Here is a 25,478-nt window from a genome sequence, read left to right as displayed (position 1 = left end):
TGCTCCAGCGCAAACGTAAAACGTGCCGTTTTTCCATGAGTTTTATGAATGAACACCAGAAGACTGACGCCTTCGATGTCACTGCTCCTCGCTTTCGAGGCAGCGGCCCGGCATGGCAGCTTCACCAAGGCTGCAGACGAACTGGCCCTGACCCAGAGCGCGGTCAGCCGCCAGGTACAGGCACTGGAAGCGCAACTGCAGGTCGAGCTGTTCAAACGTGATGGCAGGCGTATCGAGCTGACCACCGCAGGCGCGCTGTATCAGCACGAACTGGCCGCTGCACTGGGCCGCATCCGTAGCGCGACGCTGCAGACCATCGCCCACAAGTCCGAGGGTGGCACCCTGCATCTGGCCGTGCTGCCGACCTTCGGCTCCAAATGGCTGCTGCCGCGGATGAATGACTTCTACACCCGGCATCCGGGCTATGTGGTGCATATTCACTCGCGCATCGTGCATGCCGACCTGACGCCGGCCGCCAGTGAAATGAACGCGATCATTTGTGCGGGTCATGGCAACTGGCCGGGTTACATCGCGCATCCACTGGTCAGCGAAAAGCTGGTGGTCATCGCCAGCCCTACTGCGCTTGCCGGCTACCCGTCAATGACCTTGGCACAGGTTGCCCAGCAGTCGTTGCTGAGCGTGGTGTCACGGCCCAATGCCTGGTCGGACTGGTTCGACAGCAATCAACTGGCTCACCACATCATGCGTCCCGGCCCGAGCTTCGAACTGACCTCGCACCTGATTCAAGCGGTGGCTGCCGGGATCGGCATCGCGCTGGTGCCACGCATTCTGGTGCAGGACGAGATCAGCAACGGCGAACTGGTCACGCTGTTCGAGCCCATGGACAGCGGGCGCAATTACTATCTGGCCTACGCTACGCGCTTTCAGAACCTGCCTTCGCTGTGTGTATTCCGGGACTGGCTGTTGTCGACGCCCTTTCCAGACAGTCTGTAAATCCAGTCCGTAAACAGGAGCAACCGTGCGTATCGAGCCTCTTCCGCCCCTACAGAACCTGATCGCCTTCGAAGCCACCGTGCGGCATGGCAGCTTTACCCGCGCCGCCAGCGAGCTGAACCTGACCCAGAGCGCGATCAGCCGCCAGGTCGCTCAGCTCGAAGAGTTCCTCGGCCGCGCGTTGTTCCGGCGCGAGCACAAGCGCATTCACCTGACGGTCGCCGGGCAGATCTACGCCGAGCAGATCCAGCGCATGCTGACCCTGTGTGCCGAGGCCACGGCTCAGGTCATCACCCACAGCGGCGATCAACAACTGACGCTGGCCTGTTCCAGCGGTGTCGCGGCCTTATGGCTGGGCCCGCTGCTGGGCCGTTATCGCGATGCGTTTCCAGCGGTGGACATCCGCCTGCGGGTGGTCGACGGGCTGGATTCGCTGATCCGCGCCGAATTCGACCTGGCGCTGTATTTTCTGCGTGAAGTGTCACCGGCAGGCCTGGACGCCAAGCTGCTGTTCGCCGAGTCGGTGAATGCCTACTGCTCGCCCAACTACCTGAAAGGCCAGGTGCTGGAACCTGCACAGCTGCTGGACCATTGCCTGCTGATGCTCGAAGACGGTCAGCGTCAGTGGCTGTCTTGGTCAGACTGGTTTGGCCGTCAGGGCGTCGATGCCTCGCTGATCCGCCAGCGCATGACGGTCAATCTGTACCCGGTACTGGTCGACCTGGCCATTGCCGGGCACGGCATCGTGCTGGGCTGGCAACCGATGATCGATCGCCACGTGCAGTCCGGTGCGCTGGTGCCAGCCTGCAACAGCAGCGTTGGCGCAGTCGGTGGCTATTACTTGCTGACACCCAGCGGCAAGATGCCCCGTCGCGCGGCACGTGCTTTCGAAAAATGGCTGACAGAGAAAATAGAACAGTCCCTGAAACCCTGACACTTGCATGCGTTATGCGCATGCAAACCTGCGTAATAAGCGTTTTCTCCAAACCGCCTCAGCACCTACTCTCGAACCAAGCGGGCCAAGACCCGACTCTGCTGCACTTCGCCAACTCTGCCCTTAACCAATGCAGCCAATGCAGGGGCTTCCCTGCGTGATCCGCATGCAGGAGCCAACCAGTGAGCACTACACAACAATCGGCCTCACAGCACCATGATCTGACCCCATCAGCAGAAAGCGCGCCGCGCAGTCACCGCCACAGTGATCGGCAACGGCCTGGAATGGTTCGACTTCACGGTCTACAGCTTCTTCTCGGTCATCATCGCCAAAGTATTCTTCCCCACCGGCAGCGAATTGACCTCTTACCTGCTGGCGCTGGCGACCTTCGGCGTCGGCTTTTTCATGCGCCCGGTCGGCGGCATCGTGCTCGGCATCTACAGTGACAAGCGCGGTCGCAAGGCTGCGCTGTCGCTGACCATCCTGCTCATGGCGCTGGGCACACTGATCATCGGCCTGACCCCGAGCTTTGCGCAGATCGGCTACCTGGCACCGGTGCTGATCGTACTGGCGCGCCTGCTGCAGGGCTTCTCCGCCGGTGGCGAAATGGGCAGCGCCACCGCTTTTCTGACCGAGCATGCACCCGAGGGCAAGAAAGCCTTTTACTCCAGCTGGATTCAGGCCAGCATCGGCGTTGCAGTGCTGCTCGGCTCGGCACTGGGTGCGCTGCTGTCAACGTATCTGACCCAGGCACAGCTCGAAAGCTGGGGCTGGCGTGTGCCGTTTCTGATCGGCACGCTGATCGGCCCGGTCGGCTTTTACATTCGCAGCCGGGTCGACGAAACGCCTGCTTACACGGCCGCCAAACAGGTCGAATCGCCACTGCGCGAAGTCATAAAAACGTATCCGCGCCAGACCCTGATCAGCTTCTCGCTGGTAGTGCTGTGGACCGTCTGCACCTACGCGATCCTGTTCTACATTCCGTCCTATGCGCAGCGCGTACTTGCCCTGCCGTCATGGATGGGCTTCAGCGCCGGCATGATGGGCGGCGCGGTGTTGATCGTCGCCACCCCGATTGTCGGCGCATTGGCTGACCGCAGCGGTCATCGTCCGTGGTTGCTGGGTTCGGCCATCGCAATCTTCTTCAGCGCCTACCCGATGTTTCTGTTCATCAACCAGATGCCGGGGCTTTATTCGCTGCTGATCTTCGAGCTGGTGCTCGGCTTGCTGATCTCCGCCTACATCGGTTCGATCCTCGCCGCCTTCGGTGAGTTGTTGCCGACCCACGTGCTGTCCACCGGCCTGTCAGTGGCCTACAACTTCGCCGTGACCATTTTCGGCGGCTTTGCCACGTTCACCATCACCTGGCTGATCGCCACAACCGGCAGCAACCTCGCGCCCGCCTTCTACATCATGTTCGCCGCCATCGTCAGCGGCAGCGGCGCGCTGCTTTATCGTGACCGTGCATCGACCGTTCATCGCCCTTTGTCTGGAGCTTTCCAATGAATACCGCCGAATCCCCCTGCCTCATCCTGCGCAACGGCCGCCTGCTGGACCTGCAACTGGGCCAGTTGATCACCGGCCAGGAAGTCGTGATCGAGGGCGAGCGCATCGTCGAGGTGCGCGCTGAGGGGCAACCTGCCCCGACCAACGCGCAGGTGGTTGATCTGGGCGGCCGGACCCTGATGCCCGGCCTGATCGATTGCCACGTCCACGTACTGGCCTCCAATGCCAACCTGGGCATGAACGCCTTGCAGCCCAACGCGATCATCATGTACCGCGCGCTGCCGATTCTGGCGGCGATGCTCAACCGTGGTTTCACTACCGTGCGCGACGCCGGCGGTGCCGACTGGGCGCTGGCGCGTTCGATCCAGATGGGCCTGATTCCGGGCCCGCGGATCTTCGCGTCCGGCAAGGCGCTGTCGCAGACCGGTGGCCATGGCGACATGCGCGCCCGAGGCGAACTGCTGCTCAACGAGCCCTGCTCGTGCTGCTTCCGGGCCGGCGCCATCGCCCGCGTGGTCGATGGCGTCGACAATGTGCGCCTGGCAGTGCGTGAAGAGCTGCAACAAGGCGCCAACCAGATCAAGATCATGGCCTCGGGCGGCGTTTCCTCGCCCACCGACCCGATAGCCAACACCCAATACAGCGAGGCCGAAATTCGCGCCATCGTCGACGAAGCCGCAGCGGCCAATACTTACGTCATGGCCCACGCCTACACCGCACGGGCCATTCGCCGCGCCATCGAATGCGGCGTTCGAACCATCGAGCATGGCAATCTGGTGGACGCCGACACCGCTCGCCTGATGGCCGAAAAAGGCGCGTTTGCCGTACCGACCCAGGTCACCTACGAGATGCTCGCCGAGTACGGCGAACGCTTCGGCCTGCCCGCTGACTCAGTGGCGAAGATCGAAGACGTGCGGCAGGCAGGCCGCAATGCCCTGTTGCTGTTTGCCGAAGCCGGCGTACCCATGGGCTATGGTTCGGACCTGCTGGGTGAAATGCACGAATACCAGACCCACGAACTGAAGATTCGCGCGGAACTGCTGGGTAATCTGGCAGCGCTGCGCAGTGCCACCAGCGTTGCCGCGCAGATTCTCCAGCGTGAAGGTGAACTGGGCTGCATTGCTGCCGGGGCGATTGCCGATCTGCTGGTGGTAGACGGCGATCCGCTGAGCGACATCAGTTGCCTGGTGGGCCAGGGTGAGCAGTTGGCGATGATTGTTCAGGGGGGTCAGGTTCGCAAGAACACCTTGGTCTGACCTGCCGTCAGTGCGCGTTGTGGTCCCAGATCCAGTTCCACACGCCGGGTAAGCGCACAGGCTGGTCGGCGTTCCTGACCGTACGCGCCAGGGCGGCGCGCTGCAATTGCGCGCTGTCATCGTAAAACGGCTTGTCCGCGAGCCGTACGCCAGTCTGGTTGGCACTGTCGACCAGAATCTGCAGATACTCCCGTGCATGACGCGCGGTGTAGCGGTTCAGGTCATGGAAGGTCACCACCACCGGAATCACCCCGTCCACCGCAGGCAGTTCTCCGGCAGCGATGCGCTCGCGCACCTGGGATAGCTGACTGACCATGTTCGAGCGCCGTCGCAGGCTGAAATTGTAACCCCAGATTTTGCCGTCGTTGGCGCTCAGGTCAGTCAGCAAGACATGCAGGCCGTGGCGCTGATAGGCGCTGAACGTGCGTTTGTCGTAATTCCAGAATGGCGGCCGCAGCAAGACGGTCGGCGCGCCGGTGATGGAGGCCATGATCGCGCAGCCCTTGCTCAGGGATTGCTCCAGCTCGTCGTCGGTCAACGAGCGATGATTGGTGTGGTGCGGTGTGGCGGAGTGAAAGCCCAGCAGATGACCTTCCTCATGCTCGCGCTGCATGATCGCCCGGCCTTGATCACTGTTGCCTGCGCCTGCTGCGCCTGTCTGCACGAAAAATACCGCCTTGATGTGCGGCTGAACCGGGTTCTCGGCCAGGCTGTCGAGCACGGTGACAGTCGGGTTGTAAAACGTCGAAGCACTCGGGCCGTCGTCGAAAGTCAGCAGGAAACGAACCGGCGGCTGCTGCCGCAATTTCTCGGTGGTGTTTGCCGTCAGCGGCACTGGCGCACTGATGCAGGCCGACAGGCTCAGGGCGATGGCAAGCATCCACAGGGCGTTGAAGACGGGTTTCATCTGAGGGTTGGATCCTTTGCGTGAGCTGCCGAAGCCTTTGAGGCGGGCGCATGATCATCCACCGGCGCGGCAAACACAATCACTGCGGCCCTGAGTTTGTCGGCACCAAAACAGCTCATGCGGTTGAAGTCAGCGTGGCTGACCGGCATGTGCTGGCAGTCGATGGCCTGACGATGCAGGCTGTGATCGATATCAGGATCATGCAGGTAGACAAAATCGCTGTCGCAATCGGTGACCATCACCCAATGCGGCGCCTTGGAGCGTGTCAGGCGGTAGCTGCTGATCAACACCAGTGGCTTGCCACCGTCGGCCAGCACACGCGGCAGATTCAGCGAGCGATTGGCTAACGACTGCACGCTGGAGGCGTCAAGCTCACGACAGAACTGTTCGTGAACCAGGCGGATGACCTGTTTCTTGTTGTCGCTGCGCACCCCGCCCAGAAACAAAGGGCCTGACACCGACACCAGCAGATTCACCGCAAAACCGCGCCGCCATGCTGCCAGTGCCAACCCTTGCGGGCTGCATCCACCGTGCCCGGAGGTCATGAACACCGTGGTTGCTTCGCGCCAGATCTGCACTTCTTCAGCGCGACCCATCAATCGCTCTGGCTGCAAGGCTTTCATGGCCATCAGTAAACAGGCCGGGCCGCAGGTGAAGTCCAGGGTTTGCTGGTAGTAAGGCACCGAGCGGCTGTCTTGCCTGACGTGCTCGACGATACGCTTCTCGTAACGCAGCGCCGGGGCGTGGTCCTGGTAGTAATCGTCGACCTGAGCGAAACGCCGATACCCGCTGCGTTCGTACAGGCCGATTGCCGCAGCATTGTCAGGCCGCACTTCCAGCCGCAGGTAGGCGCAATCGCGCTCCACCGCCTGCTGTTCGGCACGCTGCAATAACTGCCTGCCCAACCCCTGCCCCCTTGCTGAGTCGGCAATCGCCAGCGAATACAAACGCCCCAGCGAAGTGCCGCGATGGAACAGCACCAGCGCGTAGCCGGTGAGTTGCCCGGCGTGCTCGGCGACGAGCAGACACGCGTTGGCACGGCGGATCATCCACTGAAAACTGCGCGCCGTCAGCCGGTCGCCTTCAAAGCACTGGTTCTCCAGAAACAGCAGAGCGTCGAGATCGTCTGCAACTGCATCACGAAATATAAAGTCCATCTGCACCGCCGTAAAAGTTGTGTAACGAAACGGGACATTTCAAAAAGCACATGCTTAATAGAAAGGACTTGTTTCCCATCGGATCGATTACACATGTCAGCGGCACAGGTGAAGATGAACGAAGTATCGGCCCAACTTGCACTTTCAGCAACAACCAGACGTGCAGACCCCACAACCCCCTTTGCAGCGCAGAGGCAACTGGTGATTATTGTCGAACGGCTTGAAGACTGGGCATCGTACTTCCCCAGTGAAGATTTGATCAGCGCTCAGGACTATCTCGAAAAACCGCTGAAAGCCACGGCAGGCAAGCGTGTACAAGTCATCAACCTGTGCCGGAGCTACAAGTACCTGGGCCATGGCTATTACTGTTCGCTGCTCGCCGAAGCGCGCCAGCACAATGTAATCCCTTCGGTAAAAACCATCAGCGAGTTAACGCGAAAATCACTCTACGGCCTGGCACTCGACGACCTCGACAAGTTGCTGGAGACCGCACTTCAGGACCATCCCTATGACGACACCGAAGGGTTTACCCTGACGCTGTATTTCGGTCAGACCACACTTGAGCCGTTGAAAGATCTGGCCCGCCAGTTGTTTGAAGCCTTTCCCTGTCCAATCCTGATGGTCGAGTTTCGCAAGCGCGACAATTGGCACATCGCCGGTATCAAAGCCGGTGCCCTGCCGCGTTTGCGCGATGATCAACAAGACGAGTTTGCCATCGCGCTGGACGGTTTCAGCCGCAAGATCTGGCGACAGCCCAGCTCTCGTCGTCTGGCGCGTTACGACCTGGCGATCCTCCATGACCCCCAGGAGCAACTGCCGCCTTCCAATGCCCAGGCGCTGGCCAACTTCATTCGCGTCGGTCAGCGTCTGGGCATTGACGTCGAGCTGATCGAAAAGAAGGACTATGCGCGTCTGGCCGAGTACGACGCACTGCTGATTCGCGAAACCACCAGTGTCGACAACCACACCTACCGGTTTGCCAAAAAGGCCGAAAGCGAAGGTCTGGTGGTCATGGATGACCCCACGTCAATTCTGCGCTGCACCAACAAGGTTTACTTGACGGACCTGCTGAAGAGCCATGATCTGGGCATGCCACGAACCGAAATCCTCTACAAGGATCGCCCCGAGGAACTGCAACACGTCGCCACGCGGCTGGGTTTCCCGCTGGTGTTGAAAATCCCTGACGGCTGCTTCTCCAGAGGCGTCATCAAGGTCAGCACACCCGAGGAGATGCACACCGCGACGACCCAGTTGTTCGAGCATTCGGTGTTGTTGCTGGCACAGGAGTTTTTCTACACCGAATATGACTGGCGCATCGGCATTCTCAATCGCAAGCCGATATTTGCCTGCCAGTACTTCATGTCCAAGGGGCATTGGCAGATCTACAACCATAAGGCGATTGGCGCCGAGGTCATTGGCGAGTGCCGAACGCTCGCGGTACACGAAGCGCCGAGAGCCGTGGTCGAACTGGCGCTCAAGACCGCCAACCTGATCGGTGACGGGCTTTATGGTGTTGACCTGAAACAATCCGGCGATCAAGTCGTGGTAATCGAGGTCAACGACAACCCGAATCTGGACGCCGGCATCGAAGACGCTTACCTGCAGGACGATCTGTACAGTTTGGTGCTGGAAGAATTCGTTCGGCGCCTGGAGCTCAAGCGCCTCGGCCAGGCATGGTGAAACGATGATTCAAGGTCTGAAACTCGATGCCGGTCGGTTGCAGCCCTGTGACTCGCAAAAAGCTCAGGTGCTGTGGTTCAGCAAACCTGACGCCGGCGAGCGCAGGCTGTTGCTGGAACAGTTCCACCTGGATGAGCATGCGGTGGCCTCGGCGCTCGACCCGGATGAAATATCGCGCATCGAGTTTCACCCCGATGCGCTGTTTCTGATCTGGAAACGCCCCGAAAACTACTCGGGCAAGGACAGCTTCTCGTTCGATGTTTCATCATTTGGCGTGCTCCTGAGTCAGGACCAACTGCTGCTGATCTGTGATGACGATCAGCCCTTGAACATGCTCGGGTCTCATCGTCCGCTGAACCAGCCGCTGGATATCCTTTTGGAGATGCTGTTCAACAATATTCACCACTATCTGGGACACTTGAAGGTCATCAAGATGGTCGCCCGGGAATTACAGCAGAAATTCAACTCGTCGCTGGAAAACCGCCATCTGCTGCAAATGTTCAACCTCAGCGAAAGCCTGGTCTATTACATCAACGCTATTCACAGTAACGGCGCAGTGCTGACGCGCCTGCGCAATCACGCGCAAGGCAAGCACTACGCGGCTGCCAGCCTAGCGTTGATCGACGACATGATCATCGAGAACGACCAGTGCTACAAACAGGCGGAAATCTATTCCACCGTGTTCGCCGGGCTGATGGACGCACGGGGCAACCTGGTCAACAACAGCACCAATACCCTGCTGCGCAAACTGACGTTGATCAACGTGGTGTTTCTGCCGTTGAACCTGATTGCCGGAATCGGCGGCATGTCCGAGTTCAGCATGATGACCGCCCCGCTGCACTGGTGGGTGGCTTACCCGGCCTTGCTACTGGCCATGCTCGGGCTTGGGGCGGTGATGGTCCTGGGACTGCGCCGAATGGCCCGCTCGGCCTGAGCCGTTACTTTTCCCAGTCGGCCTTGGCAGTCTGCAAACCATGCAGTCCGTTGTACGCCGCACGCTCGGGAGACTGCCAGCCCTCCAGTAACGAGGCGTCGAGGTCATAGACCTCGACACCCAACGGCCGGCAGACGCTCAATGGGTCCTGAGCCTCCGGCCCCCACATTGGCAGTGACAGGTCGCCGCCCGGACAGGTCGACAAGGCACACAGCAGGTCGATTTCCGCGAAGAACTCCAGATAGTCGCCCTTCTGCGCTGGGCAGGCTTTCATGAAATACATATCGTCGTGGTTCAGGCCGGTGCACTGAAAGATGTTCAGCACATCGTGCACATCGAATTCGGTCAGACCATGCGGCAGCACTGCGCGAGTCAGGTTCGAATGGCAGTGGTGATGAAAGTCTTCGCCGGTCAGCATCTTGTTGACGTAAGGGTCGCAGCGCGTACCCAGCAAGTCGTGCAGACGGCCGCCATGTTCGTCGATGCCGTAGCTGGCCAGACTGTCGTCGGTGATGGTAACCATTGGCCGCAGGAACGGCAGGTTCGACCACAACCGGTCATGGGTGCTGACATGCGCGCCCTGCAACTGACGCGTGCGCGCTGCCCATAGCCGTTCGCGAGGGTCATTGGCATTCCACACGTTGAAATCGCCGACTTGGGGCCCCACCGGTGTGGTGACGCGAAACACCTGGCCAGCCTTGACCTTCCACGCGCGCCCGGTGCGAATCGGCACTTCGAACTGTTCGACCAACGTGCGCTGCTGCGCATTCGCCCGGATACGCTCGTAAAAAGCCGTGTCCACTTGCAGCGCTGCGCCTTTGCTGACCTGGTAGGCGGCTGGATAGTCTTTGTACATTCAGGGCTTCTCGTTGGCAGGATGTACCGATTAATGCTGCAAATTACGGGCCTGACCGGATCACTGAAAATCCCGACTGCGCACATCCAGCCCGGTCAGCAGCGGCGTCAGGTCATACAGCCGCTGGGCGATCAGGTGGCGCACGCCGCTTTTCGATTCCAGCCGCCCGAACACCTGTAGCAACTGTGAACCGACCAATACCTTGCGCTGGCGCTCGGCCAGGTCGCGCCAGACCACGACATTGACCATGCCGAACTCGTCTTCCAGCGTCACAAAGGTCACGCCGCTGGCAGTGCCCGGTCGTTGCCGGCCGATGACCAGACCTGCCACGCTGAGGGTTCGGTCATTCTCCAGCGTCATCAGGTCTTGCGAGCTGCGAAAGCGCTTGGCGGCCAGTTGCCGCCGCAGCAACGCCAGTGGGTGCGGGCCGAGGGTGGTGCCGAGTGTGGCGTAATCGGCGACCAGGGTCCTCGGCGACCGTCGGCAGCGGCAGCATCACCTGGGTTTCTTCGCTGGGCAGGTCGCTGAACAGCGGGCGCTGGGCTTCGACCCCTGCCACTTCCCAGCGCGCCCGGTGCCGATGGCCGATCAGGCCGCGCAAGGCGCCAGAATCTGCCAATGCTTCAGCGGCGCGCGAGTCCAGTCCCGCGCGTAACGTCAGGTCCGTAGCATCGGCAAACGGTCGTTTCGAGCGCGCCGTCGCGATACGCAGAGCATCGTCCTCACGAAAGCCACCCACCATGCGTAGCCCGAGGCGAATAGCCAGGTTGCGCGTGCTGTCAGGGTGGTCGATCGGCTCCAGCGAGCAATCCCAATGACTGTAACGCACGTCCACCGGACGTATTTCGATGTGATGACGACGCGCGTCTTGCAGCAGTTGGTCCGGGTTGTAAAAGCCCATCGGCCAGCTGTTGATCAGCGCGCAGGTAAAGGCTGCCGGCTCATTGCATTTGAGCCAGCAACTGGCATAGGTCAGCAAGGCGAAGCTGGCGGCATGGGATTCAGGAAAGCCGTAGCTGCCGAAACCTTTGATCTGTTCGAAGATGCGGTCGGCAAAGTCCGCTTCGTAACCGTTGTTCAGCATGCCTGTGCGCAAACGCTCACGGTGCGGATCCAGCCCGCCGTGGCGTTTCCAGGCGGCCATGGCGCGGCGCAGTTCATCGGCCTCGCCGGGCGTATAACCCGCAGCGATGATCGCGACTTCCATGACCTGTTCCTGAAACAGCGGTACGCCCAGGGTGCGCTCAAAGACGCTTTTCAGCTTGGGCGGATAGGTGATGGCTTCTTCACCATTGCGCCGACGCAGGTACGGATGAACCATGTCGCCCTGAATCGGCCCCGGCCGGACGATGGCGACTTCGATGACCAGGTCATAAAACTTCTCGGGCCTGAGGCGTGGCAGCATGGCCATCTGGGCACGGGACTCGATCTGGAATACGCCGATGGTGTCGGCGCGGCTGATCATTTCGTAGGTTTTCCGATCATCACCTGGCAGATTTGCCAGGGTCCAGCGCTTGCCTCGGTGCAGATGCACCAAGTCGAACGTCCTGCGCAGTGCGCTGAGCATGCCCAGTGCAAGGATGTCGACTTTCAGCAGGCCGACCAGATCCAGATCGTCCTTGTCCCATTGAATGATGGTGCGCTCGGCCATCGCCGCATTCTCGACCGGCACCAGTGTGTCCAGCGGGTGCTCGGAAATCACGAAGCCGCCCGGATGCTGCGAGAGATGCCGGGGGAAGCCGATCAGTTCGCCGGTCAGTGCCAGCACACGCTTGAGGATCGGTGTATCGGCATCAAAACCGTATTCGCGCAAGCGTTCAGGCGACGGCAGCGAGTCGCTCCAGCGACTGAACGCTTCGGACAAGGTATTGATCTGGTCAGACGGCAAGCCCAGCACCTTGGCCACGTCACGCAGTGCGCCTGAACCGTGATAAGTGCTGGCCACGGCGGTCAGCGCCGCCCTGCCCCGGCCATAACGCCGGAATATGTACTGAATGACTTCTTCGCGGCGGTCATGCTCGAAATCCACGTCGATGTCGGGGGGTTCGTTGCGCTCTTTGGAAATGAAGCGTTCGAACAGCAGATTACTCTTTTCCGGGTTCAGTTCGGTGATGCCCAGCGCGTAACACACCGCCGAGTTGGCCGCCGACCCACGGCCCTGACAGAGAATGTGCTGGCTGCGGGCAAACTCGACGATGTCGTGGACCGTCAGAAAGTAGCTGTCGAACTTCTTTTCCGTGATCAGTGCCAGTTCTTTCTCGACCTGCGCACGCGTCGCCACACTCAAGCCCTTCGGCCAGCGCCTGCGAATCCCGCGTTCGGTCAGCTCGCGCAACCATGATGTGGAGGTCTGGCCCTTGGGCACCAGTTCATGAGGGTATTCATACCGCAATTGATCGAACGTAAAAGTGCAGCGCCGGGCAATCCGCGCCGACTCGGCCAGCAGCCAGTCGGGGTAATGCTCTGCCAGTGCGTCGAGCGGCCGTAGATGACGCTCGCCGTTGGCAAACAGCAGGTGCCCGGCCTCGGCCACCGTGGTGTGATGGCGGATAGCGGTCATGGTGTCCTGCAAAGCGCGTCGCCCGCGGGCATGCATGTGTACGTCGCCGCTGGCCACTGCCGGAATGCCCAGCGACTGCGCCAGCGCCAGCAGATCGGCCAGACGCTGATCGTCATCCGCACCGCGATGCAGCTCTACGCCCAGCCACAGGCGCTCGGCAAAATGCTCGCGCAACCAGTTGCCCTGTGCCAGACAGGCTTGAGCGTCGCCTTCGATATCCGGCAGCCAGATGGCCAGCAAACCACCCGATGACAGCTGGAAATCTTCGCGCAGCAGCCGGTATTCACCCTTTTTGGCCCTGCGCCGGGCGGCGGTGATCAACTTGCACAGCGCTTCATATCCCGTTTTGTCCTCCACCAGCAGGACAATCTTCGGGCCATTCTCAATATGCATTTCGCTGCCGACGATCAACGGCAGAGCGGTTTTCTGCGACGCCTGCAAGGCGCGAACGATACCTGCCAGGGTGCATTCATCGGTAATCGCCAGCGCCGTGTAGCCGTGGCGCACGGCACGCTCGAACAGTTCAAGGGCGCTTGAAGCGCCACGCTGAAAGCTGAAGTTGGACAGGCAGTGCAGCTCGGCATAGTCGGTACTCATGCGAACCAGCCATGCAGTAGCAGTTCGCCCTGCTCGCCAACGCTGCGATAGGCCCAGGCGCGCTGACCATTGGGGGTTTCGACCAGATAATAGTCGCGGCGCACATCACCACCGTCCCACCAGCCGGACTCGATTCGTTCCGGGCCAGCCAGAATGCGCGTGGTATGCACAGGCAACGGCTGCGGCTCTCGCAACAGCCAGCCCGGACGCGTACAGCCGCGTGCTGGCAGCACCGGATGGCGAGTGCTGTGTGGTTGCCAGGCACATTCCGGACGATGATCCGCCTGGGCGCGCAGGCCAGAGACTGACTCGTCGCCCAGCCGCGCCCGCAAGCGTTCGCGCAGTTGCTCCCAGGGCAAGGTCTGTTGCACGCGCTCATCGAACAGCTCGCGGTGGGCCGGCACGAAATCCGGCAAGTCCTGCGCCAGCAAGCGCACCGCCCGTACCGGCGAGGCCACCAGTACCTGTTCCAGCCTGCCGCGCGCCAGTTCGAAAAGCATCGAAACGTCGCGTTCGGCACTGAGCAGCCCGACCGGAATCACGGTCTGCGGACCCTCGACGTGCTCCAGATGCAGGGCAAATCGCTGCACACCGCTGTCGCGTCCGGCCAGAAACAAACCCAGGTCGGCAATCAGCCGTTTGAGGGGGAACAACAGGGCCTGATGCGATTCGACATCGAAATTCAGCTCGATACGCACATCGAAGAAGTCAGGCGGCGTGTAGCACTCCAGCGCCACGGGACGTGCTCCCAACAGGGTGTCGAGGTGCTGCAGGACACTGGCCGGGAAACGCCGCGCCAGGGTATCGCGCGGCAAGGCCAGCACTTGTCGCACGCTGCGCAGGCCCATGCGCGTCAGGGCGGTGGCCACTTCGCGGCTCAGCCCGATGCGCTCCAAGGGCATCTGTTCCAGGGTCCGGCGCAATTCATGCGGGCAATCGATACTCAGCCCATCGTGCATGTTGGCCAGCATTCGCGCCGCTATCGGGTTGGGCGCCACCACGATGCGATGCCGAAAGCCCTGCTCGGTCAGCTCTTTACGCAAGCGCGCCTCAAACACGGGCCACGGCCCGAACAGCTTGAGGCTGGACTCGATTTCCATCAGCAGCACGCGAGGATATTTAAGGCTGACATTGGAGCTGAAGCCGTAAGCCCAGGCTGCAAGCAGTTGTTGCAAGCGCTCTATGTCGGCCGGGTCGTGCTCGACTGTGGTGAAGTTCGGCACCAATGCCTGCGCGGCGGTCAACGCTTGCCCGGCTTTCAGACCCAGCGTACGCGCAGCCGGATTGACCGCTTGCACCATCCGGCGCTGGGCGCTGCCGCTGATCAGCGCCAGAGGCTCATCGGGATTGGCATGACGGCGCATGACGCCGTCGAGCGCCAGTTGCGGCAGCAAGACACAGGCCCACAGCATAAGAACCTCAAGCGTCGGTCGGAAACGGGATGGGAAAAGGCGGCGCAAGCCCGCCTCGGCATTTGAGCACCCGCAATTGGGCAGGCCGGGTATCAATGACCACGCGCAGGGCCGCTGGCGAGGGGTTGGCAGCCGCCTGCTGAGGGCGACAGGCAAACGCCAGGGTCTGCCCGGTTTCGGCAGCCACCTGCAATCGCCGCAGCGCACGGTCATCGGCCATGCCGGGCCAGCACACCACGGCACCGCAACTGCCGGAACGCAGACATTGTTCGACCGCCCATAGCGCATCGCGGGCACTGGCCTCGATCACCACCAGTTGACGCAGATCCACCCCGGCGGCCAGCCAGGCTTGCGGATAGGGAATATAGGGTGGCGCAACCAGCACGATGCGCTCACCCATACCGGACAGCCGCGCCAGGCTCGGCCACAGCAAACGCAACTCGCCGCTGCCATTGGCCGGGATCAGGATTTCAGTCAGTGCCGAAGCCGGCCAGCCGCCTGTGGGCAAGGCGTTGTCGAGCGCCGCATGTCCACTGGGGTGCGGGCTGACCGCCGGTGCACTCTGCTGACGCCCTTTCCAGACCCTGCGTTCATCCAGCAGGGTATCGAGGCTGACCACTGCGCCCATCATTCGCGGCGCACCAGGCCACAGAACACGCCTTCGATGGCGAAGTCCTGATCGGGGCTGACGATGATCGGTTGATAGGCCGGGTTGCGCGGCAGCAGGTGCAACTGATCGCCCCGGTGTTGCAGGCGTTTGATGGTGACTTCGCCGTCCAGACGGGCGACGACGATCTGCCCGTCACTGGCCTGCGGGCTGCGGTGTACGCCCACCAGATCGCCATCGAGAATACCGTCCTCGATCATCGAGTCGCCCTGCACGCGCAGCAAGTAGTCCGGCGCACGGGTAAACGTGCCGCGATCCAGGTGCAGCGTGGTGTGTATGTCCAGATCCGGGCCGATGGGTGCACCGGCAGCGACACGGCCCAGCACCGGGATTTCCAGTAACTCGGGGCGCGGCTCGCTGTTCAGCAGACGAATGCCGCGTGCCTGATGCGGTACGACTTCGATAAGACCGGCTTCAGTGAGGGCCACGATGTGTTTGCGCGCCACACTGCGCGAAGCAAACCCGAAGGCCTCGGAGATTTCCGCCAGGCTCGGCGATTGCCCTTGCTGCGCGATGCGATCACGGATGAAGGTAAGGATTGCGCTACGGCGGGGAGATAATGTGCTCATGGAGTACATTTGTACTCTTTTCGGTATTTTGTGGATAGCGCAGTTGGTCGGATTTGAGTGGCTCGATATTGCTCAGCCAGACACAGGCCTCGATGAGCCTGGAAAACCGGGATTTTGTAGGCGCGAACGTGTTCGCGAAGGCGTCGTTTCAGACACTGGATCTTCTATGGACCCACTGGCCCTATCGCGAACAAGCCAAGCGTCACCCGGTTCGCTCCTCCAAAAGCTGAGCTAAAACGCTATTGTTTAGATTTTCACAACAGTGAAATCGTAAACACGAGGTTTATTGGGTCAATCAAATGGCAGAGACTCTTGGGGTCTTTCAAATGTCAGGAGGTCTCACAGTGATCACGCGCCAACTGGGTAAAAACGGTCCTCAGGTTTCTGCCATCGGGCTGGGCTGCATGGGGATGTCGGACTTCTATACCACCGGCATCGACGAGCAGGAGTCCATCGCGACGCTGCATCGCGCACTGGAGCTGGGTGTCACTTTTCTCGATACCGCCGACATGTATGGCCCGCACACCAATGAGGCTTTGCTGGGACGTGCGCTGGAGGGCAAGCGTGAAGGTATTTATCTGGCCAGCAAGTTTGGCATCGTGCGTGGCGATGACCCGCATGCGCGCGGCGTGAACGGCAGTCCTGAGTACATTCGGCAGGCCATCGAAGGCAGCCTCAAGCGGCTGAATACCGATTATCTCGACCTGTATTACCAGCATCGTGTCGACCCCAAAGTGCCGATCGAAGACACCATCGGTGCCATGGCCGAACTGGTCAAGGCAGGCAAGGTTCGCCATATCGGCATTTGCGAAGCCAGTGCGGCAACCATCGAGCGAGCGCACAAGGTGCATCCACTGGCCGCTGTGCAAAGTGAGTACTCATTGTGGTCGCGTGACCCGGAACACGATGATGTGCTTGCTACCTGCCGCCGCCTGGGCATTGCCTTCGTTGCCTACAGCCCGCTGGGCCGCGGCTTTCTGACCGGTGCATTGCGCAGCCCGGACGATTTTGCCGCCGACGACTACCGTCGCTTCAGCCCACGCTTTCAGGGGGAGAACTTCTCCAGGAATCTGCTGCTGGTGGAGAAGGTCAAGGCACTGGCTGCCGCCAAGGGCGTCAGTGCGTCTCAACTGGCACTGGCCTGGGTGCTGGCTCAGGGCAGCGACATCATTCCGATTCCTGGCACCAAGCAACGCAAATACCTGGAAAGCAACGTCGCTGCCGCCACACTGACCTTAAGCCTGGACGAGCTGGCCCAGCTGGATGCGATTTTCCCCTCCCGGGGCGGCGCAGCAGGTGAGCGTTACACGCCGGAATCAATGAAGTCACTCAACGGCTGACAGAATGCTGCCATTTCGAGGTCAGGTCGACGTCGGGCAAGTCTCGGCGCCGTTGTTCAGGTCCTGTCTGTGGCTCTTGTAATCCAGCGTGGCCTTGCCGTCGACCCACTTGAGGGTCACCACCACCACTGAATCAAAATCATCATTGGTCCAGTCATCGACCAGATTGACGGCCTTGCCGGATGCTTCTTCAGCAACCTTGTTGATCAACTCCGGCAAGTAGCCGTGAGACCAGGCGGTGTAGATGATCGCGTTATGGTATTTGTCCTGCATTAATTCGTCGGCCAGATCGCCGGTATCGTTGGCGCCAAAGTCGATGTTGACCGGCAGCCCAAGCTTGATGGCACTGGGACCTACCGTCATCAAAGGTCGCACGTAACTGTAGGAAAGGTCGCCCTCACCCTCTTCCACATGCCGACTGGGATTGGCAGCGAAGATGTAGTCCGCCTTGCCAAACTTCCTGGGAAGCACCTCTGACAATTCGATCGCGCGATTAAGCCCTTGGCAATTCAACTGACCCAACCCCATCGCCGGCTTTTCAGCATGACGAAGAAACACCAGTGTCTGCGTACCGTTCTTGGTTTCGGCGAGGGCTCCCTTGCCCACAGTAAACAGCGTCAAGGCTGAAACCATCAGCAGCGCAGGCAGAGAGAACCAGGCTATGCGGCGCTGAAGCCGGGTGGTGAATGCTATTTTTGAAATTTTCATGGGTTAACATCCGATGCGCATTTAGGGGATCAGCCATCTGGCTGCTGCGAATACGCCTGCTTGGGCGGTTCGTCCCGAGAACTTCCTGCGGATCAGTCGAATCCGTGTCTCAGGTAAAAGTAATCACGCGCGATACTAGTGTGCGCATGTTTCTGAATTAAGAATGCGGACGATTAAGAGTGTCAAAAAGCGATTGTGTTGCACCAAGGGATGAAAAATTCCGCCTGACGGGTCGAAACCTGTCAAAAAACCGCCAGAATCGGGCGCTGAATGCTTGCTGTTGCTGCGGCAACAGTCATTCGACAGGCTGTTGCCGAAGCAACATCCCTTAGCCGGGACAAATCGTTCTGGCCCTTGATCTACACAGCCTCCAGGCCTTTGGCACAGAGCGTACAATATTCCATTTGTGAATTTAACGCTCTTCTGACTGCTGATTTCGGAATATAAAAAGCAGCAGCCTTGCTCTGTTCCCCTGATCTGGACGCCCACTATGCCACGTCTTCGTGTTTCGTTTCGGTTGCAGTCTCCTCATGCCTTGTTTCGCTGGATAGCGACGACCTGCGCGTTGGCCGTAAGTCTGCAGGGCGCAGCGCACGCGGCTGAAACCGCGCCTGCCGAAGTCCGTCTGGATTACGCCTACTATTCGCCGGTCAGCCTGGCGCTCAAGCATTTCGGCTGGCTGGAAAAAGCCCTTCCGGACGCCAAAGTCACTTGGGTGCTGAGCCAGGGCAGTAACCGTTCACTGGAATACCTGAACAGCGGCAGTGTCGACTTTGCCTCTTCGGCCAGTCTGTCTGCAGTGCTGGCCCGGGCCAACGGCAGCCCGATCAAGTCGGTTTACGTATACAGCCGGGCTGAATGGACCGCGCTGGTAGTTCGCAAGGACTCGCCGCTGCAATCGGTAACCGAGTTGAAAGGCAAGAAAATTGCCGCCACCAAAGGCACCGACCCGTACCTGTTCACCCTGCGTGCGCTGCAACAGGCCGGCCTGAAAAAGGATGATGTCGAGCTCCTGCACCTGCAGCATCCCGACGGCCGCACCGCGCTTGAAAAAGGCGATGTGGACGCCTGGGCAGGACTTGACCCGCACATGGCTGCCAGCGAAATCCAGTCCGGCTCACGCCTGCTTTACCGCAACAAGGATTTCAACAGTTATGGCGTGCTGAGCGTGACCGAAACCTATGCCAAGGAACACCCGCAAGCGATCAGAACGGTATTAACCGCTTATGAAAAAGCCCGCGAATGGGCTGTGAAGAACCCGGATGAGCTGGCCAGGCTGCTGGCGACCGAGTCGGGCCTGCCACTGGAGGTCGCTCGCCTGCAATTGTCGCGTACCGATCTCGGCAACCCGCAACTGAGCGCAAAAGACGTGGAGGCCTCCAAAGCTGCCGCGCCGATCCTGGTCTCGGAAGACCTTGTGCGCAAAGGTGTCAATGTCGAGCAGGTCATTGACCGGTTGATCACCCCGGACTTCTCCAAAGCCGTGATCGCGACCCCATGACCAGCCAGGAAAAGTCTCTGCCTGCCGTGCCGCAGACCACGTCGACTGAGCGTCAGGCGCGCAACCTGTGGCAGCGCTCCGGCACACGACTCAAGGGGTTGGTAGTCCCCGCGCTGGTCATCGTGTTGCTGGAAGTCATCGTGCGTATCGGCTGGCTGCCGTCTTACCAGATGCCGGCACCCAGCGAAATCCTGCTGACTTTGCGAGACCTGGCAGACGGTGCGTTATGGAAGCACATCAGCGCCAGCCTGTTGCGTGTTCTCAGCGGTTTTCTGATAGGTGCCAGCCTGGCGCTGGTATTCGCGGCCTGGGTCGGGCTCAGTCGCGAGGCAGAAGCTTATCTGGAACCGACCTTCGCCGGGCTGCGCTCGATCCCCAGTCTGGCCTGGGTACCGCTTCTGCTGCTGTGGCTGGGGATCGGCGAGACGTCAAAGATTGTCCTGATCGCCATCGGCGCGTTCTTCCCCGTTTACCTCAATGGTGTGGCGGCGATTCGCGGCATTGACCGCAAGCTGGTGGAAGTCGGCCAGATGTACGGTTTCAGTCGCTACCGCCTGACCCGCCGCATTCTGCTGCCCGCCGCCCTGCCTGGCCTGTTCACCGGTTTGCGCAGCGGTATGAGCCTGGCCTGGATGTTTCTGGTGGCCGCCGAGCTGATAGCCGCCACCAAAGGTTTGGGCTACCTGCTCAGTGACGGGCGCGAAACCTCGCGCCCGGACATCGTGCTGGCAGCGATTATCGTTCTGGCCACACTGGGCAAACTGAGTGACGGCCTGCTGGCTGGCCTGGAAAAACGCTTTCTGGCCTGGCGGGATACATTCAACGGTCAGAGCCGTGAGGGTTGATAGATGCCGGATTCGTTGCTGGACATTCGTGTAGAGCACAAGGCTTTCGCTGGCCATACCGTGCTGCAAGGCATTGATCTGTCATTGCAGCCAGGTGAAATCGTCAGCCTGCTCGGCCCCAGCGGTTGCGGTAAAAGTACGTTACTGCGCATTGTCGCCGGGCTGGAGCAGGATTTTCGGGGAGCGGTCGCACGGACCGGGGGCGAAGTGGCGTTCGTGTTTCAAGAGCCGAGGCTGATGCCCTGGCTGACAGTAGAGCAGAATATCGGCTTCAGTGACGATGACCGCTACGACCGCGACTGGGTCGGTCAACTGATCGAAGAAGTGGGCCTGTCCGGTTTTGCCGACGCATTGCCAAAGGCGCTGTCCGGCGGCATGGCGCAACGCGTGGCGATCGCGCGCGGCCTGTACTCGCACCCGACCGTATTACTGCTGGATGAACCGTTCAGTGCGGTGGATGCTTTCACCCGCATGAAGCTTCAGGACCTGCTGCTGCAACTGGCGCGACGCCACGCGATCACCCTGCTGCTGGTGACCCATGATGTTGACGAAGCGCTGTATCTGAGTAATCGCGTGCTGGTCATGGGCAGTCGTCCCGGCACCATCACCCATGAACTGGCGGTCGGCCTGACAACGCCGAGAGATCGTCGTGATCCACTGTTGGCCCGGCTCAAGGCTCAGGCACTGACCGAACTGCATCAAGCGCATGTCATCTGAATGCTGGCAGCGGGTTGGCGCTACTATTTGCCAGCCATGATCTCATTCCAGATCCGCAGGCGCAGTTCGTCGATGCCGACAGGGATCGGGGCCATCACAAACAACCGGCTGAGCATGTCGGCATCCGGATAGATATTGGTGTCCGACCATATGCCGGGATTGATCAGCGCATCCGCTTTTTCGTTGCCGTTCGCGTAATGCACCGTGTTGGTGATGTTGGCAATCACCTCCGGACGCAACAGGTAGTTCATGAAGGCATATGCACCTTTGACGTCGACCGCGTCGGCCGGAATGGCGATCATGTCGAACCACATGGGCGCGCCTTCCCTGGGCACTACGTAGCTGATCCTGGTGCTGCTGCCCGCCTTCACGGCCAACTCCTGGGCTTGGGAGATATCCCCTGAGTACCCCACGGCAACGCAGATTTTCCCGGCGGCCAGGTCGGCAACATAATCAGCGGCGCTGAAATTACGTATGTAGGGCCTTACGCTGTCGAGCACCGCTCGGGCCTTGCTGTAATCGTCCGGCACTTCGCTGTGCGGCGGCAAACCGAGGTAATTCAAGGTGATCGGAAACAGGGCTGGCGCACTGTCGAGGAACGCGACGCCGCACTGGGCGAGCTTTTTCATGTTTTCCGGCTTCAGCACCAGATCCCAGGAATCAAGAGGCGCATCCTTGCCAAGAATTTCCTTGACCCTGGCCGCGTCATAGCCGATTCCGGTACTGCCCCACAAGTACGGGAAACCGTGACGATTCCCCGGATCACTGGCTTCCAGCACCTTGAGCAATACCGGGTTGAGATTTTTCCAGTTGGGCAACTGGCTCTTGTCGAGGGTCTTGAGCAAACCCTTTTCGATTTGCCGTCCCATGAAATGGATGGACGGGAAGACCAGGTCGTAGCCGGAATGGCCGGCAACCAGCTTTGCGTTCAACGCTTCGTTGCTGTCGAAGGTGTCATACGTGGTCTTGTAACCGGTCTGGGCCTCGAACTTTGGCAGCGTGTCCGGCGCAATATAGTCGGTCCAGTTGAGAATATTGACCGTCTCCGCCGCATGGCTGGTCGAGGCCAGCAGCATGAGTGCGGCAAGGTATTTTTTCAGCATGCGCGGTTCCTCGGGTCAATAGCGACAGCTTGCCCGAGACGCGGTGTGAAAACCACCTTCGTAGGGGGCAAAAGAAGTCCATGACAGTGATGAGCAACGGCACAGAGCATGCCTATCAATACCTTTTAATGATGCATTTCATGTAATTGTCTTTTTCATTCAGCGTCATAAAAAATTTTTCCAGAAAAAGCCCCACCAGTGCTATTTTCATTACTCGTCAGACCGCTCAGTAATACCGCTGGAAAGCAGCCCCCGACAGATGACTGGCCAAGCAGTTCATCATCGGGTCATCACCGCTTTGCCAGACGCATCCTGGTTGGTCTGCCTACCCCATGGAGCATTGGACGCTCGATCGACTCAGGTGGGCCATTGTCATGACTAAAGTCACATTCCCCAATGCCTGCCAATTGATGCGCTGGCACTTCCACCCGATCGGCTTTGAAGCCTCCATGGATGCGCCCGGGAGCATGATCGCCCGGCTGTTTGATCGGGCCAGCGGCGAGACGGTGGTGGCCATTGCCGGTTTGCCCTGTTCGACCGTGATGAACGCTGCCGACGTCGAGCGCATCATCGAAGCCATCGAGGACGAGCTGGAGCTGTTCGGCACGTACACTCAGCGGCAGGTGGCCGGCTTTTCCTGAGCTGAGCCGGCCTGAACCGTCCAGCCTGAACCTGACTGTCAAGCTGAAGCCTCAGCCCGCCTGCACCTTGCCGCGCAAATCATCAAAGAATGGCTTGTCCCGGGCAATTCTGTCCGATGCCTTGGGCATCTGCGTGCTGTCTCCGGTGTTGGCACTTTCATCAATGTACCAATAACAGTGACGCGCTGAGCGCGTGATGGCCACGTACGCCAGACGCAGCACTTCATCTTTCTGAGCCGTGTCAAACGGCTGAAGATCGTGAGCGTCGCCCAGCCCCGCCAGTCGGTAGACCTGATTCTTGTAGGGCGACACGGTCAGATGCTGACAGTCCCCCAGCAGGAAAACGGCATCAGCCTGCAAGCCCTTGGAGCTGTGATACGTCAGCGTGCGGATCCGGCGGCCTTGCGCGCCCATCGCCGCGTCGGCATCGATCAATGCCTGCAGGCGCTCGGTAAACCGGGCCTTTTCGCTGCCCTTGCGGTACAGAAGCAGAATCGAATCCCCATCGTTGTAATGTTCGGCCACCCGCTCGGCGAGTTCGTCCTCGTTGCGGTCCAGCACCTTGACCGGCAACAGTTCCTGAGGGGCACCACTGGCACGGGCCTTTTTGCCGGGAATCGCTGGTGCGGCGCGAACGATATGTTCTGCCGCGTCAATGATGTGCTGATGGCTGCGGAAATTCTCGCTGAGCATGACTTTAGTGGTGGCCGGCGACGAAAACTCTTTGGCGAACTCCATGAAGTACTTCGGCGAGCTGCCGCGCCAGCCGTAGATCGACTGCCAGTCATCGCCCACGCAGAGCAGCGACGAACGCTGCGCAATACGGCCCGTCTGCAGGGCCGGGCCACGACGTCTGATCTCGCGCAGGCTGGCACGAATCCACGAAACGATTTGCGGCGATACATCCTGAAACTCGTCGATCATCAAGTGCGACAGCGGCCTGAGCATCTCGTCGCTGACTTGCCGGAGGTTCTGCGGTGACGTTTCACCAAACAGGGCAAACATCCGGTTGTAGGTCATGACCGGTGGCGTCTGTGCCAGCAGATGGGCTTCGAATGCTTTCCAGAACAGGCTCAGCCCTTCAAAGAAGAAACGGTCAGGGTCATCGCTGGCAAAACTCATCTCGGCGACTGCGGCCGGAACATCCAGCCCGAGGTTCTCGATAAAGCTTGCGGCAGTCACGAAGCAGTCCAGCAGCGGCGCCGCACCGAGTTCGCCCTTGACCCGATAATCAAATCCAGGCCCGGCCACTGCAGTTCCGGCAAGCGACTGCATGACCTTGCCTGCAGCCTGGTAGTTATCCAGCCATATCAATGGTTTATCGCAGAAAGCTTGAAACAGGGTGCGCTTGATAACCCCTTCAGCCCACACAGGCAGTTTGGCACCCGGGCGCTTGAGTTGCTGGTCTTCACTTGAGTCCAGCCCCAATACCACCCATGCATCAAGTTCAGCGATATAACCGTGAAAGTGAAACGGAAAGCCATTTATTTCAACGGTTTGGCGCATAGGCTCAATGCCTTTTATAGGCCAGACTCCGGCACGAATCCACAGGTCTTCTACCGTGTCGCACCATTCCTCATCACGTTTCGAGGATAGCTCGGTCACCGCCATGCGTTTTTGCACGTCCGGATGCTCGCGATCCAGCTCCTTGAGCTGTAACGCATGGCGATACAGCGGCGCCATGACATCACGAAAGCGCTCATTGCTGGCGTACAGGTCGCGGTAGCAAAGATTCAGCTGCTGGCGCTGAGCGTCATTGATACGCAAGTCGAACGGGTTGCTGTCGGCGTCCTCCAGCCCTGATGACTGACTGCTCAGGTTTTCGAAGGCGCGCAGCTGTTCGAAGCCCGGCAAACTGCGCACCAGCGGCAGGATGCGCGAATGAAAGGTACGCACCAGGTCCCTGGCCTGCTTTTGCCCCACTGCATGGCCCCACAAAGCCATGACGTCGATCAGCTTGCCGATGAAGTCTTTGCGCGACTCACGCGTAAAAGTCACCACCGTCATCGCGTTCAGTTCGTAACCCAGATAGTGGTGCAGGAGCAGAATACGCAGCACCAGCGATGTCGACTTGCCCGCGCCAGCCCCTGCAATGACATAGGTGGACGGCGTATCGCTGAAAATCATCTTCCATTGCGCTGCGCTAGGCTGGGAATGCGCTGGCAACTTATCCGCGACATCTGCCTTGATGCGCTTTTTCAGCTCGGGCGTCAGCGCCAGCCGCCAGTCATCGAACAGGTGGTCATCAACCTTCGGCCCGCGATGCAGGGCTGGACGTGTATCGCTGATCACCAGTACCTGGCGACCCTGCTCCTGGCCGTCGAGATAGCCTTCGGCGTAGCCCTCGCGCACGCCTTCGATGTGGCCGTTCAGGTAGCCATCGGCGTGCCCCTGAAACCAGGACGGTGTGTGTTGCGAACCCAGCCCGGTCAGGCTGCGCCCCATCAGACGCGCCAACAGGCGTCTGAAAAACGGCAACTGCCGGGGCGGTATGAGATCGACATCCAGGTCATGAGGAAGCTCGGAGGGCAGATCGTCGGGCACGCAGACTCCATCGGGTGGCTTGCAGGCAGAAAGGCGCCTATGGTGGCCGCATTCGCCTGCAGGTTCCAGTGAAATGCTTTGCTGTCAGTG

At 60.1% G+C, this 25,478-nt stretch carries 19 protein-coding genes and 2 pseudogenes; 11 read left to right on the top strand and 10 right to left on the bottom strand.

Going from position 1 to position 25,478, the window contains the following annotated elements; genetic code table 11:
• Positions 1-48: 48 nt before the first annotated feature.
• The 4 genes and pseudogenes from I9H07_RS11360 to I9H07_RS11345 all read left to right on the top strand — a co-directional run bounded on the left by I9H07_RS11360 (position 49) and on the right by I9H07_RS11345 (position 4,650).
• Positions 49-954 (top strand): LysR substrate-binding domain-containing protein, encoded by a 906-nt coding sequence (locus tag I9H07_RS11360; protein ID WP_024673270.1) that lies wholly within the window; start codon positions 49-51, stop codon positions 952-954.
• Between the two features lie 25 nt (positions 955-979).
• Entirely contained in the window at positions 980-1,888 is a 909-nt protein-coding gene (locus I9H07_RS11355) for a LysR substrate-binding domain-containing protein (RefSeq protein WP_236424598.1), read from the top strand.
• A 182-nt stretch (positions 1,889-2,070) separates the two neighbouring features.
• Positions 2,071-3,394 (top strand): annotated as a pseudogene (locus I9H07_RS11350) (MFS transporter).
• Positions 3,391-4,650, top strand: coding sequence for a metal-dependent hydrolase family protein (locus I9H07_RS11345; protein WP_236424594.1), 1,260 nt, complete (start codon positions 3,391-3,393; stop codon positions 4,648-4,650). The pseudogene I9H07_RS11350 and the gene I9H07_RS11345 overlap by 4 nt, the downstream one beginning before the upstream one ends.
• Positions 4,651-4,657: 7 nt before the next feature.
• On the opposite strand, the gene I9H07_RS11340 is transcribed toward I9H07_RS11345, so the two are convergent.
• Both I9H07_RS11340 and I9H07_RS11335 read right to left on the bottom strand, forming a co-directional pair.
• A complete protein-coding gene (locus tag I9H07_RS11340) occupies positions 4,658-5,557 on the bottom strand; it encodes a polysaccharide deacetylase family protein (RefSeq protein WP_236424592.1) in 900 nt (299 codons plus the stop codon).
• Positions 5,554-6,714, bottom strand: coding sequence for a GNAT family N-acetyltransferase/peptidase C39 family protein (locus tag I9H07_RS11335; RefSeq protein ID WP_236424590.1), 1,161 nt, complete (start codon positions 6,712-6,714; stop codon positions 5,554-5,556). The genes I9H07_RS11340 and I9H07_RS11335 overlap by 4 nt, the downstream gene beginning before the upstream one ends.
• A gap of 93 nt (positions 6,715-6,807) precedes the next feature.
• Between I9H07_RS11335 and I9H07_RS11330 the strand changes: the two genes are divergently transcribed.
• Together I9H07_RS11330 and I9H07_RS11325 are read left to right on the top strand one after the other, a co-directional pair.
• Positions 6,808-8,394 carry a RimK family protein gene (locus I9H07_RS11330; RefSeq protein WP_024673264.1) on the top strand — a complete coding sequence of 529 codons (1,587 nt, stop codon included), beginning with the start codon at positions 6,808-6,810 and terminating at the stop codon, positions 8,392-8,394.
• A gap of 4 nt (positions 8,395-8,398) precedes the next feature.
• On the top strand, positions 8,399-9,328 hold the full coding sequence (locus I9H07_RS11325; RefSeq protein ID WP_024673263.1) for a magnesium transporter CorA family protein: 930 nt from the start codon (positions 8,399-8,401) through the stop codon (positions 9,326-9,328).
• 4 nt (positions 9,329-9,332) lie between these two features.
• Here I9H07_RS11325 and I9H07_RS11320 read toward each other — a convergent pair whose 3' ends face one another.
• The 5 genes and pseudogenes from I9H07_RS11320 to lexA form a co-directional block, all read right to left on the bottom strand.
• Positions 9,333-10,184 carry an urea carboxylase-associated family protein gene (locus I9H07_RS11320; protein ID WP_024673262.1) on the bottom strand — a complete coding sequence of 284 codons (852 nt, stop codon included), beginning with the start codon at positions 10,182-10,184 and terminating at the stop codon, positions 9,333-9,335.
• 60 nt (positions 10,185-10,244) lie between these two features.
• Positions 10,245-13,341 (bottom strand): annotated as a pseudogene (locus I9H07_RS11315) (error-prone DNA polymerase).
• Positions 13,338-14,753 carry a Y-family DNA polymerase gene (locus I9H07_RS11310; protein ID WP_024673260.1) on the bottom strand — a complete coding sequence of 472 codons (1,416 nt, stop codon included), beginning with the start codon at positions 14,751-14,753 and terminating at the stop codon, positions 13,338-13,340. The pseudogene I9H07_RS11315 and the gene I9H07_RS11310 overlap by 4 nt, the downstream one beginning before the upstream one ends.
• Positions 14,754-14,760: 7 nt before the next feature.
• Positions 14,761-15,381, bottom strand: coding sequence for a translesion DNA synthesis-associated protein ImuA (gene imuA / locus I9H07_RS11305; RefSeq protein ID WP_024673259.1), 621 nt, complete (start codon positions 15,379-15,381; stop codon positions 14,761-14,763).
• On the bottom strand, positions 15,381-15,998 hold the full coding sequence (gene lexA / locus I9H07_RS11300) for a transcriptional repressor LexA (protein ID WP_236424585.1): 618 nt from the start codon (positions 15,996-15,998) through the stop codon (positions 15,381-15,383). Before lexA ends, imuA begins: the two co-directional genes overlap by 1 nt.
• 335 nt (positions 15,999-16,333) lie before the next feature.
• On the opposite strand from lexA, the gene I9H07_RS11295 reads away from it, so the two are divergent.
• Positions 16,334-17,329: an aldo/keto reductase gene (locus tag I9H07_RS11295; RefSeq protein ID WP_058390902.1), complete on the top strand. Its 996-nt coding sequence runs from the start codon at positions 16,334-16,336 to the stop codon at positions 17,327-17,329.
• Positions 17,330-17,350: 21 nt separating this feature from the next.
• On the opposite strand, the gene I9H07_RS11290 is transcribed toward I9H07_RS11295, so the two are convergent.
• Positions 17,351-18,037 (bottom strand): hypothetical protein, encoded by a 687-nt coding sequence (locus tag I9H07_RS11290; protein ID WP_024673256.1) that lies wholly within the window; start codon positions 18,035-18,037, stop codon positions 17,351-17,353.
• Positions 18,038-18,527: 490 nt separating this feature from the next.
• Here I9H07_RS11290 and I9H07_RS11285 point away from each other — a divergent pair, with 490 nt between their 5' ends.
• From I9H07_RS11285 to I9H07_RS11275, 3 genes are read left to right on the top strand one after another with little or no spacing between them, the layout of a single operon-like run.
• Positions 18,528-19,538 carry an aliphatic sulfonate ABC transporter substrate-binding protein gene (locus I9H07_RS11285; protein ID WP_024673255.1) on the top strand — a complete coding sequence of 337 codons (1,011 nt, stop codon included), beginning with the start codon at positions 18,528-18,530 and terminating at the stop codon, positions 19,536-19,538.
• Positions 19,535-20,383: an ABC transporter permease gene (locus tag I9H07_RS11280; protein WP_236424582.1), complete on the top strand. Its 849-nt coding sequence runs from the start codon at positions 19,535-19,537 to the stop codon at positions 20,381-20,383. The genes I9H07_RS11285 and I9H07_RS11280 overlap by 4 nt, the downstream gene beginning before the upstream one ends.
• A 3-nt stretch (positions 20,384-20,386) precedes the next feature.
• On the top strand, positions 20,387-21,100 hold the full coding sequence (locus I9H07_RS11275) for an ABC transporter ATP-binding protein (protein WP_058824529.1): 714 nt from the start codon (positions 20,387-20,389) through the stop codon (positions 21,098-21,100).
• Positions 21,101-21,123: 23 nt separating this feature from the next.
• Here the strand turns inward: I9H07_RS11275 and I9H07_RS11270 are convergent, their stop codons facing one another.
• Positions 21,124-22,203, bottom strand: coding sequence for a polyamine ABC transporter substrate-binding protein (locus I9H07_RS11270; RefSeq protein WP_236424580.1), 1,080 nt, complete (start codon positions 22,201-22,203; stop codon positions 21,124-21,126).
• 374 nt (positions 22,204-22,577) lie between these two features.
• Between I9H07_RS11270 and I9H07_RS11265 the strand changes: the two genes are divergently transcribed.
• The gene (locus I9H07_RS11265; RefSeq protein WP_024673251.1) at positions 22,578-22,844 is read left to right on the top strand and encodes a DUF1652 domain-containing protein; all 267 of its coding nucleotides are present in this window, start codon (positions 22,578-22,580) and stop codon (positions 22,842-22,844) included.
• A gap of 51 nt (positions 22,845-22,895) precedes the next feature.
• On the opposite strand, the gene I9H07_RS11260 is transcribed toward I9H07_RS11265, so the two are convergent.
• A complete protein-coding gene (locus I9H07_RS11260; RefSeq protein WP_058824531.1) occupies positions 22,896-25,388 on the bottom strand; it encodes a UvrD-helicase domain-containing protein in 2,493 nt (830 codons plus the stop codon).
• Positions 25,389-25,478: the final 90 nt, after the last annotated feature.

Origin of the sequence: Pseudomonas syringae (genome assembly GCF_023278085.1) — a bacterium.
GTDB lineage: Bacteria > Pseudomonadota > Gammaproteobacteria > Pseudomonadales > Pseudomonadaceae > Aquipseudomonas > Aquipseudomonas syringae_Q.
The sequence above is the reverse complement of the archived record's forward strand: the minus strand, read 5'-3'. Positions and strand labels throughout refer to the sequence as shown.

What these genes read in the sequence shown, in the direction of transcription:
- I9H07_RS11330 (WP_024673264.1), top strand. Translation starts at nt 6,808, where the DNA reads ATGTCAGCGGCACAGGTGAAGATGAACGAAGTATCGGCCCAACTTGCA.
- I9H07_RS11265 (WP_024673251.1), top strand. Translation starts at nt 22,578, where the DNA reads ATGACTAAAGTCACATTCCCCAATGCCTGCCAATTGATGCGCTGGCAC.
- I9H07_RS11320 (WP_024673262.1), bottom strand. Translation starts at nt 10,184, where the DNA reads ATGTACAAAGACTATCCAGCCGCCTACCAGGTCAGCAAAGGCGCAGCG.
- I9H07_RS11325 (WP_024673263.1), top strand. Translation starts at nt 8,399, where the DNA reads ATGATTCAAGGTCTGAAACTCGATGCCGGTCGGTTGCAGCCCTGTGAC.
- I9H07_RS11310 (WP_024673260.1), bottom strand. Translation starts at nt 14,753, where the DNA reads ATGCTGTGGGCCTGTGTCTTGCTGCCGCAACTGGCGCTCGACGGCGTC.
- I9H07_RS11360 (WP_024673270.1), top strand. Translation starts at nt 49, where the DNA reads ATGAACACCAGAAGACTGACGCCTTCGATGTCACTGCTCCTCGCTTTC.
- I9H07_RS11345 (WP_236424594.1), top strand. Translation starts at nt 3,391, where the DNA reads ATGAATACCGCCGAATCCCCCTGCCTCATCCTGCGCAACGGCCGCCTG.
- I9H07_RS11275 (WP_058824529.1), top strand. Translation starts at nt 20,387, where the DNA reads ATGCCGGATTCGTTGCTGGACATTCGTGTAGAGCACAAGGCTTTCGCT.
- lexA (WP_236424585.1), bottom strand. Translation starts at nt 15,998, where the DNA reads ATGTACTCCATGAGCACATTATCTCCCCGCCGTAGCGCAATCCTTACC.
- I9H07_RS11290 (WP_024673256.1), bottom strand. Translation starts at nt 18,037, where the DNA reads ATGAAAATTTCAAAAATAGCATTCACCACCCGGCTTCAGCGCCGCATA.
- I9H07_RS11280 (WP_236424582.1), top strand. Translation starts at nt 19,535, where the DNA reads ATGACCAGCCAGGAAAAGTCTCTGCCTGCCGTGCCGCAGACCACGTCG.
- I9H07_RS11335 (WP_236424590.1), bottom strand. Translation starts at nt 6,714, where the DNA reads ATGGACTTTATATTTCGTGATGCAGTTGCAGACGATCTCGACGCTCTG.
- I9H07_RS11340 (WP_236424592.1), bottom strand. Translation starts at nt 5,557, where the DNA reads ATGAAACCCGTCTTCAACGCCCTGTGGATGCTTGCCATCGCCCTGAGC.
- I9H07_RS11270 (WP_236424580.1), bottom strand. Translation starts at nt 22,203, where the DNA reads ATGCTGAAAAAATACCTTGCCGCACTCATGCTGCTGGCCTCGACCAGC.
- imuA (WP_024673259.1), bottom strand. Translation starts at nt 15,381, where the DNA reads ATGGGCGCAGTGGTCAGCCTCGATACCCTGCTGGATGAACGCAGGGTC.
- I9H07_RS11285 (WP_024673255.1), top strand. Translation starts at nt 18,528, where the DNA reads ATGCCACGTCTTCGTGTTTCGTTTCGGTTGCAGTCTCCTCATGCCTTG.